Source organism: Streptomyces sp. NPDC048192 (assembly GCF_043202415.1).
Lineage (GTDB): Bacteria > Actinomycetota > Actinomycetes > Streptomycetales > Streptomycetaceae > Streptomyces.
Window position 1 is genome coordinate 51472 of record NZ_JBIDAL010000022.1, and the last position, 16138, is coordinate 67609.

14 protein-coding genes are annotated in these 16138 nt (G+C 72.2%); 6 read left to right on the forward strand and 8 right to left on the reverse strand.

The features are described 5' to 3' along the window. Positions 1–7: 7 nt before the first annotated feature. Entirely contained in the window at positions 8–1459 is a 1452-nt protein-coding gene (locus ACGFZN_RS35275; protein ID WP_393862542.1) for a hypothetical protein, read from the reverse strand. Positions 1460–1565: 106 nt separating this feature from the next. Beyond that, on the reverse strand, positions 1566–2693 hold the full coding sequence (locus ACGFZN_RS35280; protein ID WP_393862543.1) for an alpha/beta hydrolase: 1128 nt from the start codon (positions 2691–2693) through the stop codon (positions 1566–1568). A 228-nt stretch (positions 2694–2921) separates the two neighbouring features. Between ACGFZN_RS35280 and ACGFZN_RS35285 the strand changes: the two genes are divergently transcribed. From ACGFZN_RS35285 to ACGFZN_RS35310, 6 genes are all read left to right on the forward strand, one after another. After that, positions 2922–4736: a phosphatidylglycerol lysyltransferase domain-containing protein gene (locus ACGFZN_RS35285; RefSeq protein WP_393862544.1), complete on the forward strand. Its 1815-nt coding sequence runs from the start codon at positions 2922–2924 to the stop codon at positions 4734–4736. 139 nt (positions 4737–4875) lie between these two features. Continuing rightward, positions 4876–5850 (forward strand): dihydropteroate synthase, encoded by a 975-nt coding sequence (gene folP, locus ACGFZN_RS35290; RefSeq protein ID WP_393862545.1) that lies wholly within the window; start codon positions 4876–4878, stop codon positions 5848–5850. After that, positions 5847–6380 carry a nuclear transport factor 2 family protein gene (locus ACGFZN_RS35295; protein WP_393862546.1) on the forward strand — a complete coding sequence of 178 codons (534 nt, stop codon included), beginning with the start codon at positions 5847–5849 and terminating at the stop codon, positions 6378–6380. Before folP ends, ACGFZN_RS35295 begins: the two co-directional genes overlap by 4 nt. 260 nt (positions 6381–6640) lie before the next feature. After that, positions 6641–7000 (forward strand): dihydroneopterin aldolase, encoded by a 360-nt coding sequence (folB, locus tag ACGFZN_RS35300; protein ID WP_059251576.1) that lies wholly within the window; start codon positions 6641–6643, stop codon positions 6998–7000. After that, a complete protein-coding gene (folK, locus tag ACGFZN_RS35305; RefSeq protein ID WP_393862547.1) occupies positions 6997–7608 on the forward strand; it encodes a 2-amino-4-hydroxy-6-hydroxymethyldihydropteridine diphosphokinase in 612 nt (203 codons plus the stop codon). Before folB ends, folK begins: the two co-directional genes overlap by 4 nt. A 92-nt stretch (positions 7609–7700) precedes the next feature. Further along, a complete protein-coding gene (locus ACGFZN_RS35310) occupies positions 7701–8189 on the forward strand; it encodes a DUF3180 domain-containing protein (protein ID WP_393862548.1) in 489 nt (162 codons plus the stop codon). 25 nt (positions 8190–8214) lie between these two features. Here ACGFZN_RS35310 and folE read toward each other — a convergent pair whose 3' ends face one another. The 6 genes from folE to dacB form a co-directional block, all read right to left on the reverse strand. Continuing rightward, positions 8215–8820, reverse strand: a complete 606-nt coding sequence (gene folE, locus ACGFZN_RS35315; RefSeq protein WP_393862549.1) for a GTP cyclohydrolase I FolE — start codon at positions 8818–8820, stop codon at positions 8215–8217. 134 nt (positions 8821–8954) lie between these two features. Further along, positions 8955–10994: an ATP-dependent zinc metalloprotease FtsH gene (gene ftsH, locus ACGFZN_RS35320; protein WP_393862550.1), complete on the reverse strand. Its 2040-nt coding sequence runs from the start codon at positions 10992–10994 to the stop codon at positions 8955–8957. Positions 10995–11211: 217 nt separating this feature from the next. Then, positions 11212–11772 carry a hypoxanthine phosphoribosyltransferase gene (gene hpt / locus ACGFZN_RS35325; protein WP_031165039.1) on the reverse strand — a complete coding sequence of 187 codons (561 nt, stop codon included), beginning with the start codon at positions 11770–11772 and terminating at the stop codon, positions 11212–11214. Between the two features lie 115 nt (positions 11773–11887). Beyond that, positions 11888–13054, reverse strand: coding sequence for a tRNA lysidine(34) synthetase TilS (gene tilS / locus ACGFZN_RS35330; protein ID WP_393862551.1), 1167 nt, complete (start codon positions 13052–13054; stop codon positions 11888–11890). A 192-nt stretch (positions 13055–13246) separates the two neighbouring features. Further along, positions 13247–14380, reverse strand: a complete 1134-nt coding sequence (locus tag ACGFZN_RS35335) for a zinc-dependent metalloprotease (RefSeq protein WP_393862552.1) — start codon at positions 14378–14380, stop codon at positions 13247–13249. 87 nt (positions 14381–14467) lie between these two features. Continuing rightward, on the reverse strand, positions 14468–16069 hold the full coding sequence (gene dacB, locus ACGFZN_RS35340; RefSeq protein ID WP_393862553.1) for a D-alanyl-D-alanine carboxypeptidase/D-alanyl-D-alanine-endopeptidase: 1602 nt from the start codon (positions 16067–16069) through the stop codon (positions 14468–14470). Positions 16070–16138 lie beyond the last annotated feature (69 nt).

Below are 16138 nucleotides of genomic sequence, written 5' to 3' on the forward strand. Positions count from 1 at the left end.
CGTCGCGTCAGGATGCCGCGCTGCGCAGCCCCTGGACGTCGATCTGCTCGGTCTCGTCGTGCGCCGTCAGGTCGATGACCTGCCCGGCGCCGTCCGGCCGGGCATGGGCCTGCTTGAACCCGGCCTCGGCCTCGGCCTTGTGCACGGCGAGCGCCTCCTGGCCGACGACGTCCGCGAGGTCCTCGTTCTGCACCGACTCCAGCGCGGCCTTCGGCGCACCTTTCTGAGTGCCGAAGAAGTCGAAGCCGCCCTCGACCACCGGTCGCCGGACGGGCGCGGCCGGTACGACGGCCACCGCGGTCGGCACCGTGAAGTGCCCGGCGGGCGGCGGGCCCACGGGCGTGGCGGGCTCGGTCGGCGTCATGGGGGTGGCGGCCGCGCGCGCGTGCCCGTCGGCCGCCTCGGGCTTCCCCTGCGCCTCCTCCTCCTGGGCGGCCGGCGCACCGGCCTCGCTCCGGGAGGCCCCGGCGCCGTCCGCCCTGCCGTCCCGGGCGCCTTCCGCCGCGGCAGCGGCAGCGGCTTCCGCCTCGGGCGCGCCTGCCGTACGGACGGCGTCCGCCTTGCCCGTCGCAGCCGCTCCCGTGCCGGCCTTGGCCGAACCGCCCTGGGGCTCACCGCCCTCCGGCTCACCGCCCTCGGCGCGCGCCGCCTGCGGGGCCGTGTCCGCAGAAGCCTCCGCCTCGGCCTCCGCCGCCTCGGAAGCCTCGGTACCGGAAGCCGTCGTGCCGGAGACCGCCGCCTCGGAAGCCTCCGCCGTGGCCGTCTGCCCGGCGTCCGTGCCGGAGTCGCCGCGGGTGTCGCTGCCGAAGCGGGCCAGGGCCGTCAGGGCCTGCTGGTAGAGCCAGGCGCCCTCGCGGGAGAAGACCGCGCAGGCCACCGGCTCGTCCCCGGAGTCCGTCTGCGCCTCGGCGGCGGTCTGCTCCGGGTCGGCCCCGGCGGTCGCCCCGGCCGGCTCGGGCTCGGCGCGGCGCGCGGACGGCAGCGCGGGCGAGGACGAGGGCGCGGTCGCCTCGATCTCCAGCAGCCGGCGTCCCTCCAGGGCGCTCGCGCGCTCGGTCTCCGCCGTGGCGTACCGGCGCAGCAGGGCCGCGTGCTCGTTGCGCAGGCCGGCCAGCTCGGCGCGCTTGGCGCGCAGCCGCTGCTCCAGCTTGGCGCGCAGCTCGCGCGACTCCTCCAGGTCGGTCTCCAGTTCGGCGACCCGCTCCTCGTACCGCCATTCGTCGCCGGCACGCGCGCGTGTGAGCTCGGCGACCCGCTTGCCCGCCTGCGCGTCCCAGCGGCGCATCACGACGGCGCCGACGACCGCGGTCGCCGCGGCGGCGGCGGCCAGCGCGCGCAGCACCATGGTCTCGGAGAACACCCAGGGACCCAGCGCGCAGACGACGGACACACCGGCGATGGCCGTCGGAGGCAACAGCCGGTGCAGAGGTGGGGAATGGCGGTGGCGTCCACGTGGCATGGCCAGAAACTTACCGCGCGTAGGCGAATCGCGGACCCCCGCCCCGTAAAAACACGGCCACAACACCGGCTTCACGAGAGGTCGGACCCACCCGGTTCCTCCTGGTTCAGTGGGCGACCAGCCGCTGGCTCAGCCACTGCAGCATCGGCGGGATCTCGCGCCGCCAGGTGTTGAAGTTGTGCCCGCCGCTCGGGAGGATGATCGACGAAATCCTGGTCACGTTGGTCGCCTGCACGCTCTTGATGAACGCGAGCGTGTCCTTGTAGTTGTGCTCGCCCACCCGGCTGCTGGTGACGAGCAGCGACGTCTCGGGCGCGGACTGGTGCGTGATCGCCCAGAAGAGGTTGGCGCGATTCCGCAGATTCGTATCGCCTCGGAACAGGTCCCCGGTGGTGGGGTCGAGCGGCGCCTTGTAGTACGGCGACAGGCCGGCGGCGGCCGCGTACGACTTCGGGTGGTGCATGGCGATCTTCAGCGCGCAGTAGCCGCCGGTCGAGTCGCCGGCGATGCCCCAGCTCGCGGGCGTCTTGTCGACCCGGTAGTGGGCGGTCACCGCCTCGCGCAGGTCCCGGGCGAAGAACGTCTCGGTCTGCGGTCCGCCGGGCACGTCCACGCACTCGGTGTCCCGCGGCGGCGCCACGGTCGGACGCAGCATCACCAGGATCATCGGCTGCATCTTCCCGGCCTTGGCCAGCTGCAGCGCCGTACTCGGGTAGTGCAGCTTGTCCACCAGCGCCTGAGCCGTGCCGGGGTAGCCGGTGAGGATGACGGACACCGGGAAGGTGCGCGTGCGGTTCTGCGGCTGGAAGTACTCGGGCGGCAGATACACGAACGCCGGCGTGGCCAGGTGCGTCGTACGGCCGATGATGTCCACCTTCTGGACCTGCCCGGCGACCTGCGGCAGTGCGCTGCCCGTCCCGATGACCCGGGACGTGGACACCACTTGGACGGGACTGCCTGCGCCGCCGCCCGCTATGTGGTCGACGACCACTCCCTGCCCGGTCTCCTGGCCGAACAGGTCGGCCCAGCTGGCGTAGAAACCGAAGGCCTGGTTCACGGCGAGGCCCACCGACGCGAAGAGCGCCAGCTGGGTGCCGAGCAGCAGCCCGACACGCCCGCTGACGGCCCGCCAGTTCCGCCTGGCCAGCCGCGGCCACCACGACACCGTCCCCAGGAACAGTACGACGGCGAGGACGACCGCCAGCGCCAGCACCTTGTTGCTCGTCAGACCCATGGGCTGTTACCTGCCTGCGCTCTCCGCCCGGCGCCCGCCCGCACGTCGTCGCACAGGCTTGCCCGGGGCTTTCCTTGGCCTTTGACCCGACTTTCCGGTGGGGAGTGAACCTGTCTCCCCGAGACACCGTCCTAGAGGGCGCAATGTCGCCGGATGCCCGTATCGGGCCCGGGTCCAAGGTCTCTCGCAGAACTACGGGATGCGATGTCTGTCAGGATAGATGGGGAAATGTCGGGCGGGGTTCCGAGCCGATCCAGCCGGGCGCGGCGCATACTGCGCGGCCCGCGCCCCGAGGCCGTCCCCGCGCTCGTCGGCAGGGCCGCCGCCCTCGTGGGCGTCCTGGACATTGCCGCGGGCGTGTTCCCGCGCTTCCGTCACAGCCGTATGCACGCCATCGCGGAAGTGCTGCCCGGCTCGTTCGGGCCGTTCGCGGCCGCGCTCTCGCTGAGCGCCGGCGTGCTGTTGCTGCTGCTCGCACACGGGCTCAAACGGCGCAAGCGCCGGGCGTGGCGGGCCGCGGTCGCGCTGCTGCCGGCGGGCGCGGCGGCGCAGTTCGCGTACCGGCACTCGCTCGTCGGCGTGCTCATCGCCGTCGCGCTGCTCGTGCCGCTGCTGCTCCACCGCGACCAGTTCGCCGCCCTGCCCGACCCGCGCAGCAGGTGGCGCGCACTCGCCAACTTCATCCTCATGAGCGCCGGCTCTCTCGTCCTCGGACTCGTCATCGTCAGCGTCCACCCGCACCGGACGATCGGCGACCCGAGCCTGGCCGATCGGCTGACGCACGTCGTCTACGGCCTGTTCGGCTTCGAGGGACCGGTCGACTACCAGGGCAACACCTCCTGGACCGTCGCCTTCTCCCTCGGCGCCCTCGGCTGGATCACCGCCGCCACCACCATCTACCTCGCCTTCCGCCCCGAACACCCCGCCGCCCGCCTCACCGAGGAGGACGAGTCCCGGCTGCGGGCCCTGCTGGCCAAGCACGGCGGACGCGACTCCCTCGGCCACTTCGCGCTGCGCCGCGACAAGGCCGTCGTCTTCTCCCCCAGCGGCAAGGCCGCCGTCACCTACCGCGTCGTCTCCGGCGTGATGCTCGCCAGCGGCGACCCCATCGGCGACGTCGAGGCCTGGCCCGGCGCCATCGAGCGCTTCATGGACGAGGCCAGGGCGCACTCCTGGACCCCCGCCGTCATGGGCTGCTCGGAGACGGGCGGCGAGGTGTGGACCCGCGAGACCGGCCTGGACGCCCTCGAACTGGGCGACGAGGCGGTGGTGGACGTCGCGGATTTCTCGCTCGCCGGACGCGCGATGCGCAACGTGCGACAAATGGTCAAACGCATCGAGCGAGCCGGCTACGAAACCCGGGTACGGCGCATCCGTGACCTCGGCGACGCCGAACTGGAGCGCATCCGGCGGGCGGCGGAGGACTGGCGCGGCACCGACACCGAACGCGGCTTCTCCATGGCGCTCGGCCGCATCGGCGACCCCGCCGACGGCGACTGCCTGATCGCCACCGCGCACAAACAGGACGACGAACCCGGCGAGTACGGCGACCTGAAGGCGATCCTGCACTTCGTGCCCTGGGGCACGGACGGCGCGTCGCTCGACCTCATGCGCCGCGACCGCAGCGCCGACCCCGGCATGAACGAACTGCTCATCGTCGCCGCCCTCCAGGCCGCGCCGAGGTTCGGCATCACCCGGATCTCGCTCAACTTCGCGATGTTCCGGTCCGCCCTCGCCCGCGGCGAGAAGATCGGCGCCGGCCCGGTGCTGCGCGCCTGGCGCGGACTGCTCGTGTTCCTCTCGCGCTGGTTCCAGATCGAGTCGCTGTACAAGTTCAACGCCAAGTTCCAGCCGCGCTGGGAACCCCGCTTCGTCGTCTACCGCAACAGCGCCGACCTGCCCCGCATCGGCTTCGCCGCCATGCAGGCGGAAGGCTTCGTCGACCTCGCCCTGCCGCTCCCGCGCTTCCTGCGCCGGCGCAGGGCGGCCGCCGAGCGCCCCTGCGCGCACACCGTGGCGGAACGGGACGTCCGCGCGGCCTGAGCCGCGCGGACAGGGCACCGCGCAGGTGAACGGTGCGGCCGGATACGGGCCCGGGCGGACGCCCCTCCCCCTCCAGCACGGGGACGGCCGCCCGGGCCGCCGCGCGTTCCGGACACCCCGCTGGGCCTACGCTGAACGTATGAACAACCTCAGCGGACGCGGGCACGTCGCAGGCCTTCCCGTATGGGACCGGTGCGCGGTCATGGGTGTCGTCAACGTGACCCCCGACTCCTTCTCCGACGGCGGCCGCTGGTTCGACACGACCGCCGCCGTCAAACACGGCCTGGACCTCGTCGCCCAGGGCGCGGACCTGGTCGACGTCGGCGGCGAGTCCACCCGCCCCGGCGCCACCCGGGTGGACGAGGACGAGGAACTGCGGCGCGTCATCCCGGTCGTCCGGGGCCTCGCCTCCGAAGGCGCCGTCGTCTCCGTCGACACCATGCGCGCGTCCGTCGCCGAGCAGTCCCTCGCGGCCGGCGCGTCCCTCGTCAACGACGTCAGCGGCGGCCTCGCCGACCCCGCGATGATCCCCGCGGTCGCCGACGCGGGCGCCCCCTTCGTCGTCATGCACTGGCGCGGTTTCCTTCAGGGCGGCAACGTCAAGGGCGCCTACGACGACGTCGTCACCGAAGTCCTGGACGAACTGCACGCGCGCGTGGAGGCCGTTCTGGCCGGAGGCATCGCCCCCGACCGCGTCGTCGTCGACCCCGGCCTCGGCTTCTCCAAGGACGCCGAGCACGACCTCGCCCTCCTCGCCCACCTCGACCGCCTGCACGGCCTGGGCCACCCCCTGCTCGTGGCCGCCTCCCGCAAGCGGTTCCTCGGGCACGTCCTCGCCGGCCCGGACGGCGCACCCCCGCCGGCCCGCGAACGCGACGCCGCCACGGCCGCCGTCTCCGCGCTCGCCGCGCAGTCCGGCGCCTGGGCGGTGCGCGTGCACGCGGTACGCGCCAGCGCCGACGCCGTACGCGTCGCACGCGCCGTGGAGGAGGCGCGCACGGCAGGCCTGGTGCCGGGGGCGCAAGCGCTGCGCGCGGAGCGCGAACACGGGGTGTGCGGCAGCGGACGCGCGCCGGGCGTCAGCGGCCGGCTCGGGGCGGAAGGAACCCGGTGAGCGCCCCTCACACCGACGTCGAGCAGGTGGAGGCCGCCAACACCGCCTTCTACGAGGCGATGGAACGCGGCGACTTCGAGGAACTGTCCTCCCTCTGGCTCACCCCGGCCGACCTGGGCGTGGACGAGGAGTACCACGACCCCGCGGACACCGGGGTGGTCTCCTGCGTGCACCCCGGCTGGCCGGTGCTCACCGGGCGCGGCGAGGTCCTCAGGTCGTACGCCCTGATCATGGCCAACACCGACTACATCCAGTTCTTCCTCACCGACGTGCACGTCTCCGTCACCGGTGACACCGCGCTCGTGACCTGCACCGAGAACATCCTCAGCGGCGGCCCCGCCCCCGAGGACGGCGCGGAACTCGGCCCGCTGGTCGGCCAGCTCGTCGTCGCCACGAACGTGTTCCGGCGCACGCCCTCCGGCTGGAAGCTCTGGTCGCACCACGCCTCCCCCGTCCTCGCCGAGACCGACGACGAGGACGAGGAGACCGGCGTGAACGGCGTGAACCCGGACGACGGTCCCTCCGCCTGAGCGCGCGGCCGCGGCACGGCTGCCGCGCCTCGGCCGGGAAGTGGTTGGAATCACCTACCCCTGGGTAGAAGCCGCTACCAGCCCATGACACCGCCGGGTTTCTCCGGGGAAACGCGAGATGAACGCTCGTGGTCCGGACGCGGGCCCGTCTCCCGCGGCCCGGCTTTGTCAGTGCCCGCAGGTAGATTCGTCCTCAGGCCGGTGTGCCGCCCGCACGCGGTACGGACCGGTCCTTCCCGACGATTGCAGGAGTGATTCGCGTGGATCGTGTCGCGCTGCGCGGCCTGAAGGCCCGCGGGCACCACGGTGTGTTCCCCAAGGAGCGCGAGGAGGGCCAGACCTTCATCGTGGACCTCGTCCTGGGGCTCGACACCCGTCCGGCCGCGGCCGACGACGACCTGGCGAAGACCGTCCACTACGGCATCGTGGCCGAGGAGGTCGTGGCCGTGGTCGAGGGCGAGCCGGTGGACCTCATCGAGACCCTCGCCGAACGGATCGCCCGGACCTGCCTGAAGCACGAAGGGGTACAGGAGGTCGAGGTCTGTGTCCACAAACCGGACGCGCCGATCACCGTCCCCTTCGACGACGTGACCGTCACCATCACCCGGAGCCGAGTATGACCCGACCTTTCCTCCAGGGTCACAGCGACCCGACCGTCCAGCCGGTGCCCGCCTCGGTCGTCGAGAAGGTCGACGCCGCCGACACGACCCTGCAGAACCCGAAGCGGGCCGTCATCTCCATCGGCGCCAACCTCGGCAACCGCCTGGAGACCCTCCAGGGCGCCGTCGACGCGCTCGAGGACACCCCCGGCGTCCGCGTGAAGGCCGTCTCGCCGGTGTACGAGACCGAGCCGTGGGGCGTGGCGCCCGGCAGCCAGCCGTCGTACTTCAACGCGGTCGTGGTCCTGAAGACCACCCTGCCCCCGGCCTCCCTGCTGGAGCGGGCGCACGCCATCGAGGAGGCGTACAAACGCGTCCGCGACGAGCACTGGGGCCCGCGCACCCTGGACGTCGACATCGTCGCCTACGCCGACGTCACCTCCGACGACCCGCAGCTCACCCTGCCCCACCCGCGCGCCCACGAGCGCGCCTTCGTCCTCGCGCCCTGGCACGACGTGGACCCCGAGGCCCGGCTGCCCGGCCGCGGCCCGGTGGCCGAGCTGCTGTCCGCCGTCACCCGTGCGGGCGTCGAACCCCGAGCGGACCTGGAACTCCGACTGCCGGAATAGTCGTTAAGGTCAAGACGACTCAGGACGACTGAAGACGACAAGGTCGCGTGGGACCACGGTCCGCACCGGTCCGGGGGAGCTGAAGGGACACCGTGAGAGAGCTGCGCATCAGGGTGCTGGCGGGCGTGTTCGTCGTGGCCGGGATCCTGTCCTGGGCGGGCGCCCGCCTCTGGAACTCGATCGGGACCCTGCCCAGCGTCCCCCTGGCCGCCCCCATCGTCCTCGCGCTGATCGCGGTGGTCCTGCTGTCGACGGCGCTCTCGCTGCGCGCCCGGCTGAAGGCCCAGCGCGAACGCCGCCCCGGCGCCAAGGGCGTCGACCCGCTGATGGCCGCCCGCGCGGTCGTCTTCGGCCAGGCCAGCGCCCTGGTCGCCGCGCTCGTCGCCGGCATGTACGGCGGCACGGGCATCTTCCTGCTGGAGCTCCTGGACATCCCCACCCGCCGCGACCAGGCCATCTACGCCGGCTTCTCGGTCCTGGCCGGCATCGGCGTGATAGCGGCGGCCCTGTTCCTCGAGCGCGTCTGCAAACTCCCGGACGACGAGGACCAGAACACCCCGGGCGCGGAACCGGCGGCGTGACCGCCGGTTCCGGTCAGCACCCGCTTCAGCGCGCCATGATCAGACTCATGGCCTCGTTCCGCGTCGCCGCGTCCCGCAGCTGCCCGCGCACGGCGGACGTTATGGTCTTCGCGCCCGGCTTGCGGATACCGCGCATGGACATGCACATGTGCTCGCACTCGACGACCACGATGACGCCCCGCGGCTCCAGGATCTCCATCAGCGAGTCCGCGACCTGGGTGGTGAGTCGTTCCTGCACCTGAGGCCGGCGGGCATAGACGTCCACCAGACGGGCCAGCTTCGACAGACCGGTGATCTTCCCGGTGACGGACGGGATGTAACCGACGTGGGCGACGCCCCTGAACGGCACCAGATGATGCTCACAGGTCGAGTACACCTCGATGTCCTTCACGAGCACCATTTCGTCGTGCCCGAGGTCGAACGTCGTCGTGAGCACGTCCTCGGGCTTCTGCCACAGGCCCGCGAAGATCTCCTTGTACGCCCGAGCCACCCGCCCGGGAGTCTCGCGCAGACCCTCCCGGTCCGGGTCCTCCCCGACCGCGATCAGCAGTTCCCGTACGGCGTTCTCGGCGCGCTTCTCGTCGAAGTCGCCGACAGGGCCCTCGCCGTCCAGCGTCACGGGGTCGGTCATCTGGTTCCTCGTTCCTGTACCTCTTGCGCGTGGCGGCGGCCACGCGTCGGTTCTGCGGACATACGAACGCCGCGCCCTCCAGGCTAAAACCTGGTGGGCGCGGCGTTCATTCCAGGCCGGTTGGCCGGAAAGCGTCAGCTCTCCGGGCGTTCGTCCGGGGTCTGGTCCGTTACCGGGGTGGACTCCGTGGCCGTGGACTTGGCCGTGCTGATCGCGGCCGTCGCGCCGTTCGCACCGTTGGTCAGTGCCAGCTCCTTGGGGGAGAGCACCGGCGGGCGGGTGGACGGGGTGCGCCGCGAGGAGCCGGTCCACGCGGGCCGCGGCGGGCGCTTGACGACCGGGGCGAAGATCTCGGCGATCTCCTCCTTGCCCAGGGTCTCCTTCTCCAGCAGCTGGAGAACGAGGTTGTCGAGCACGTCGCGGTTCTCGACCAGGATCTCCCAGGCCTCGTTGTGAGCGGTCTCGATGAGCTTCTTGACCTCTTCGTCGACCAGCGCGGCGACCTCTTCCGAGTAGTCGCGCTGGTGAGCCATCTCACGTCCGAGGAAGGGCTCGCTGTTGTCGCCGCCGAACTTGATGGCGCCGAGCCGCTCGGTCATGCCGTACTGGGTGACCATCGCGCGGGCCAGGTTGGTGGCCTTCTCGATGTCGTTCGCGGCGCCGGTGGTCGGGTCGTGGAAGACCAGTTCCTCGGCGGCGCGACCGCCCAGCATGTAGGCGAGCTGGTCGAGCATCTCGTTGCGCGTGGTCGAGTACTTGTCCTCGTCCGGCAGGACCATCGTGTAGCCGAGGGCGCGGCCGCGGGACAGGATGGTGATCTTGTGGACCGGGTCGGAGTTCGGTGAGGCCGCCGCGACCAGGGCGTGACCGCCCTCGTGGTACGCGGTGATCTTCTTCTCCTTGTCCGACATGATCCGGGTCCGCTTCTGCGGGCCCGCGACCACGCGGTCGATCGCCTCGTCCAGCGCCTTGTTGTCGATCAGCTTCTGATCGCCTCGGGCGGTGAGCAGCGCCGCCTCGTTGAGCACGTTCGCCAGGTCGGCGCCGGTCATGCCGGGCGTGCGGCGGGCGACGGCGGCCAGGTCGACGTCGGGCGCGACCGGCTTGCCCTTCTGGTGGACCTTGAGGATCTCCAGACGGCCCTGGAGGTCCGGCGGGTCGACCGCGATCTGGCGGTCGAAGCGGCCGGGCCGCAGGAGGGCCGGGTCGAGGATGTCGGGCCGGTTGGTGGCGGCGATGAGGATCACGCCGCCCTTGACGTCGAAGCCGTCCATCTCGACGAGCAGCTGGTTCAGGGTCTGCTCGCGCTCGTCGTGACCACCGCCGAGGCCGGCGCCGCGGTGGCGGCCGACCGCGTCGATCTCGTCGACGAAGACGATCGCCGGGGCGTTCGCCTTGGCCTGCTCGAACAGGTCGCGGACCCGGGAGGCGCCGACGCCGACGAACATCTCGACGAAGTCGGAGCCGGAGATCGAGTAGAAGGGGACGCCCGCCTCGCCGGCCACGGCACGGGCGAGCAGCGTCTTGCCGGTGCCCGGGCGGCCGTAGAGCAGCACGCCCTTGGGGATCTTGGCGCCGACGGCCTGGAACTTGGCCGGCTCCTGCAGGAACTCCTTGATCTCCTGGAGTTCCTCGACGGCCTCGTCGCAGCCGGCGACGTCGGAGAAGGTCGTCTTCGGGGTGTCCTTGGTGATGAGCTTGGCCTTGGACTTGCCGAAGTTCATGACCCGGGAGCCGCCGCCCTGCATTTGGTTCATCAGGAACAGGAAGACGACCACGATCAGGACGAAGGGGAGCAGGGAGAGCAGGACGCCGACGAACGGGTTCTGCTTGGACGGCGACACGGTGTAGCCGTCCGGGATCTGCTTGTCCTGGTACTTGGTCTGCAGGTTGCCGGCGAGCTGGGAGCCCTGGTCGCCGATGTAGCTCGCCTGGATCTTCGAGCTGCCGTCGACCTTGTAGCCGTCCTTCAGCGTGACCTTGATGCTCTGCTCGTCACCTGTGGTGAGCTTCGCCGACTGGACCCTGTTGTCATTGATCGCCGCAACGACCTGGCCGGTGTCCACCGTCTTGTAGCCGCCGGACGAGCCGACGACCTGCATCAACACGACCACGGCAAGGACGGCCAGCACGATCCACATGACCGGCCCACGGAAGTATCGCTTCACGTCCATCCATACGGAGCGGTGCCGCCCCGTCCCTCCTGCCATAGTGAGTTTGATAAGACAGTTCTTCTGACGGTACCCCAGCGTGGTGGTCCGAAGCCGAACGAAGTCCGCTTCGAGGGCCGGGGAGGCCGTCTCTGCATGCTTCAACGGCGCGGAACCCGCCGGGGTTCCCGATCGTCCTGCAAGGCTTGAGCCGAGTGGCTCAGCTCACGTCCTGCCCGGCTCAGCCGCCGTAGACGTGAGGCGCGAGCGTACCCACGAACGGCAGGTTGCGGTACTTCTCGGCGTAGTCGAGGCCGTAGCCGACGACGAACTCGTTCGGGATGTCGAATCCGACCCACTCGACGTCGATGGCGACCTTCGCGGCGTCCGGCTTGCGCAGCAGCGTGCACACCTTCAGGGAGGCGGGCTCGCGGGAGCCGAGGTTGTTGATCAGCCAGGACAGGGTCAGGCCGGAGTCGATGATGTCCTCGACGATCAGGACGTGCTTGCCCTTGATGTCGGTGTCGAGGTCCTTGAGGATCCGCACGACACCGGAGGACTGGGTGCCCGCGCCGTAGGAGGACACGGCCATCCAGTCCATGGTGACGGGGGTGGACAGCGCCCGGGCGAGGTCCGCCATGACCATCACCGCGCCCTTGAGGACGCCGACGATGAGCAGGTCCTTGCCCGCGTACTCCGCGTCGATCTTCGCGGCCAGCTCGGCCAGCTTCGCGTCGATCTCTTCCTTGGTGATGAGTACCTGCTGGAGGTCGGCACCCATGTCTTTCGCGTCCACCCGCATCACTTTCGGTCGTCCCGCACTTACGGCCGCGAGCCACGGCCTCCGGCTGCGACCGTGTGCACGGCCGCCGGCTGCCCGGACCGGCCGCCGGAGGGTCGCTCCGCGGGGCCGGGTTTCAGCCTTGCCGAATCACCAGTCTGCCACCCTGCCGCTGGGCGACGACCCGGCCGGGGAGATTGATGGCTCCCTGGCCTCGCCAGCCGGTGATCAGGCGGTCGACTTCCTCGATGTGGCGGGCGAACAGCGAACCGGCCGGGGCGCCGGCCTCGATGGCGGCGCGGCGCAGGATGCGGCGGCGTACGGCGGGCGGGAGGGCGTAGAGCTTGGCGCACTCCAGCAGGCCCGCGGCGTCGCGTACGGAGGCTTCCGCCTGGCTGGCCCAGGCGTCGAGGGCGTCGGCGTCGTCGCGGGAGAGCTGGGCGGTGCGGGCGAGCGCCTCCACGACCCCTTTGCCGAGGGCCTTCTCCAGGGCGGGCAGGCCTTCGTGGCGCAGCCGGGAGCGGGTGTAGGCGGGGTCGGCGTTGTGCGGATCGTCCCAGACGGGGAGGGACTGGGCCATGCAGGCCTTGCGGGCGGTCTGCCGGTCGAGCTCCAGGAAGGGGCGCCGGTAGCGGCCGCCGGCCCCCGAGACCGCGGCCATGCCGGACAGGGAGCGGATGCCGGAGCCGCGGGCGAGGCCGAGCAGGACGGTTTCGGCCTGGTCGTCGCGGGTGTGGCCGAGCAGGATCGCGGTGGCGCCGTGGCGTTCGGCGACGGCGTCGAGGGCGGCGTAGCGGGCGTCGCGGGCGGCGGCTTCGGGCCCGCCGTCGCGGCCGACGGTCACGGCGACGGACTCGACGGGGTCGAGGCCGAGTTCGCGCAGGCGCAGGGCGACCTCGTCGGCGCGGAGGTCGGAGCCGGGCTGGAGGCCGTGGTCGACGGTGACGCCGCCGGCGCGGAGGCCGAGCTTGGGCGCTTCGAAGGCGAGGGCGGAGGCGAGGGCCATGGAGTCGGCGCCGCCGGAGCAGGCGACGAGCACGAGCGGGGAGCCGAGCGTGGAGGGGGGCCGCTCGGCCATCCGGTGCGGGTGCCGTCCGTCGGCCTGCCGGCCGGGGCCGCCGGTGACCGGGCGCGCGGGGGCGTCGGCGGTCAGCGCGCCGGGGCGGCCGGCGAAGGCCTGCCCGCCGAGGCCGCCGAAGGCCTGGGGTCCGGGGACGCCGGAGGTCTGGTGGTCGTTGAGGATGTCATGGAGGACGCGGCGAACCGCCAGGCGTATCGCCGCGACCGCAGGATGGGGACCCATGTCCGGTTCCCTTCATGAAGTTTTCGGGGGGCGGGCCCGAGTTCGGTCACTCAGAGTGTGTAGATGGTGACAGAACCGGGGCGTTCCCCGAGCATTGCACGCCTACGCATGGCTCACGGTCCCTCGGACGGGTGATTGGAGGGGCGTTCGCCTGTCGTCGGCCGGATTCGTTTCACGACGTGTCCATGCCGTTCACGACTCGGCCTTGCGGTGCACCCTTGCGACCCAGTCCGCCGGTTTGGCGATCTCCGCCTTCGTGGGCAGGGTGTTGGGCGAGGTCCACACGCGGTTGAAGCCGTCGGTGCCGACCTGTTCGACGACGGCCCGCACGAACCGTTCGCCGTCCCGGTACTGCCTCAGTTTGGCATCCAGGCCGAGCAGCTTGCGCAGGGCGAGGTCGAGGCGGGAGGCGCCCTTGGCGCGGCGCTGCTGGAACTTCTCGCGGATCTCCGCGACGGTCGGTACGACGCTGGGGCCGACGCCGTCCATCACGTAGTCGGCGTGGCCCTCCAGCAGGGACATCACGGCGGTGAGGCGGCCGAGGATCTCCCGCTGGGCGGGGGTCTGCACCAGCTCCACGAAGGAGCGGCCGCCGTCCTCGTCCTCGCCCTCGGGGCGGCCGCCGGCGAGGGACTGGGCGGCTTCCCTGATGCGCTCCAGGAAGGTCATCGGGTCGACGTCGGTCTCCGCCAAGAACGACTGGATTTCGCCCTCCAGGTGGTCGCGCAGCCAGGGCACGGCCGTGAACTGGGTGCGGTGGGTCTCCTCGTGCAGGCACACCCACAGCCGGAAGTCGTGCGGTTCGACGTCGAGTTCGCGCTCGACGTGGACGATGTTCGGCGCGACGAGCAGCAGCCGGCCGCCGCCGTTCTCGCCGGCCGGCAGGTCACGGCCGGCCGGGGCGAACGTCTCGTACTGGCCGAGGACGCGGGAGGACAGGAACGACAGCAGCATGCCGAGTTCGACGCCCGTGACCTTGCCGCCGACGGTGCCGAGGACCGCGCCGGCGGGGTTGCCGGACCGGCGCTGCTGCATCTTCTCCAGCAGCGGCCGGAGGATCTCGCGGAAGCCGGCGACGTTGGCGCGGACCCAGCCGGGGCGGTCGACCACCAGGACCGGGGTGTCGTGGATCTCGTCGGTGCCCATACGAGTGAAGCCCCGGACGTGTTCCTCCGAGGCCTTGGCGTGCCGGCGCAGCTCCGCGACGACGGCGCGGGCCTCGTCGCGGCTGACGTCGGGGCCCGGGCGCACGAGCCGCGTCGCGGTCGCCACCGCGAGGTTCCAGTCGACCATCCCGGGAGATGCGGTGCCACCGAAGCCAGTCATGCTGCCAACCGTACGGGAACGTCCCCACTTGGGGCAGTCCGTGTGAGCCCGGCACGGCCCGAGGGACCGGGGGCGGAGCCTCGTGAGTCAGTGGCAGCCGCAGGCCGCCAGGGCCGTCGCCGCCTTGTCCAGGGCCGACTCCGCTGCCAGGGGGTCGGTGGTGCCGGACGCCATGAAGGCGAAGGCGAGGAGGCGGCCGTCGGCGTCGACGACGGTGCCGGCGAGCGTGTTCACGCCGGTCAGGGTGCCGGTCTTGGCGCGTACGACGCCCGCCGCGCTGTCGGTGTAGCGGTCGGCCAGCGTGCCGGTGAAGCCGGCCACGGGCAGGCCGGTGAGGACGGGGCGCAGGCCGGGGCGGCCGGGGTCGCCGGCGGTGACCAGGAGGCCGGTGAGGAGGCCGGCGGTGAGCCGGTCGTCGCGGTCGAGGCCGCTGCCGTCGTGGAAGGAGGCCCCGGACATCGGCAGGCCCAGCTTGGTCAGCCGCGCGGCGATGGTCTTGGCGCCGCCCGCGAAGCTGCCGGGCTGTCCGCTGGTGAGGGCCGTCTGGCGGGCGAGGGCCTCGGCGATGTCGTTGTCGCTGTTGGTCAGCATGCGCTCGACGATGTCGGACAGCGGGGGTGAGGAGACCGTGGCGAGGGTCTGCGCGCGCGTGCCGGCCTTGGACGGGCCGGGGGGCGTGCTGGTGATGCCGGCGTCCTTCAGGAAGGCCGCGAACTTGGTCGCCGCGTCCTTCGCGGGGTCGCTCACGCGGGGCGCCGGGCCGCTGCTGGAGCCGTCGGTGCGGCCCTCGTCGGCGATCAGGGGGCTGACCGGCGCGAGGTTGTCGTTGACGCCGATGGGGTGCAGCTGGGGGCCGGAGTACAGGGTGGTGTCGTAGGAGAGCGTGACGTCGCGGATGCCGCGCCGGTGCAGGGCCTGGGCGGTGTGCGCCGCCAGGTCGCGCAGGCTGGCCCAGCCGTCGCTGTTGCTGCGGGCGGTGAGCGTGGGGTCGCCGCCGCCTACGAGGACGAGTTCGCCGGTGCCGGGTTCGATGGCGGTGCGGGTGGTGAAGCGGTGGTCGGGGCCGAGCGCGGACAGGGCGGCGACGGCGGTGGCGATCTTCGTGGTGGAGGCGGGGGTGAGGGCCGCGTCGGCGTCGGTGCCGTAGAGGCGCTTGCCGGTGGCCACGTCGACGACGGCCGCCGCGCGGGTGCCGCCCAGCGCGGGGACGCCCAGGAGGGGCTCGAGGACGTCGGAGAGGGGTTGTCCGGCCGGCGGGGCCTTCTTGGTGCCGACGGCCTCCACCGGGCCGTCCAGGCCCACCAGGACGGGAGCGGCGCTCGGCGCGGGCCGGGCCGTGCCCGCCGCCGTGCCGGAGCGGCCGTGATCTGCGCCACCCGGCTGCTCCAGGGCGACCGCCCGGTCCCGCTCGGCCGTACGCTGACCGTTGGCGTCCCAGGGTCCGGCCGCGGTCACCACACCGGCGGCGAGCGCCAGGCCGGCGGTGGCGGCGCCCGCGGTGTACTGCCAGGTCCTGACCGCTCCCGGACGCGGGAGACGCGGGGTCCGGGGCCGCAGGGCCCGCGCCAGCCGCGCGACCCGCGGCCCGGCGGCGGCACCGGCCCGCGCCAGACGCGGTCGTACGGCGTTCGCGATCCGCTCCACCTGCGGTCTCGCGGCCCGCCACGGCCTCAGCTCTGGCACGACCACCAGCCCCTTTCGCGATCACACACCTGCGTGAGGGACACTTAACCACCAGAACTATGTGCTGATCATGGA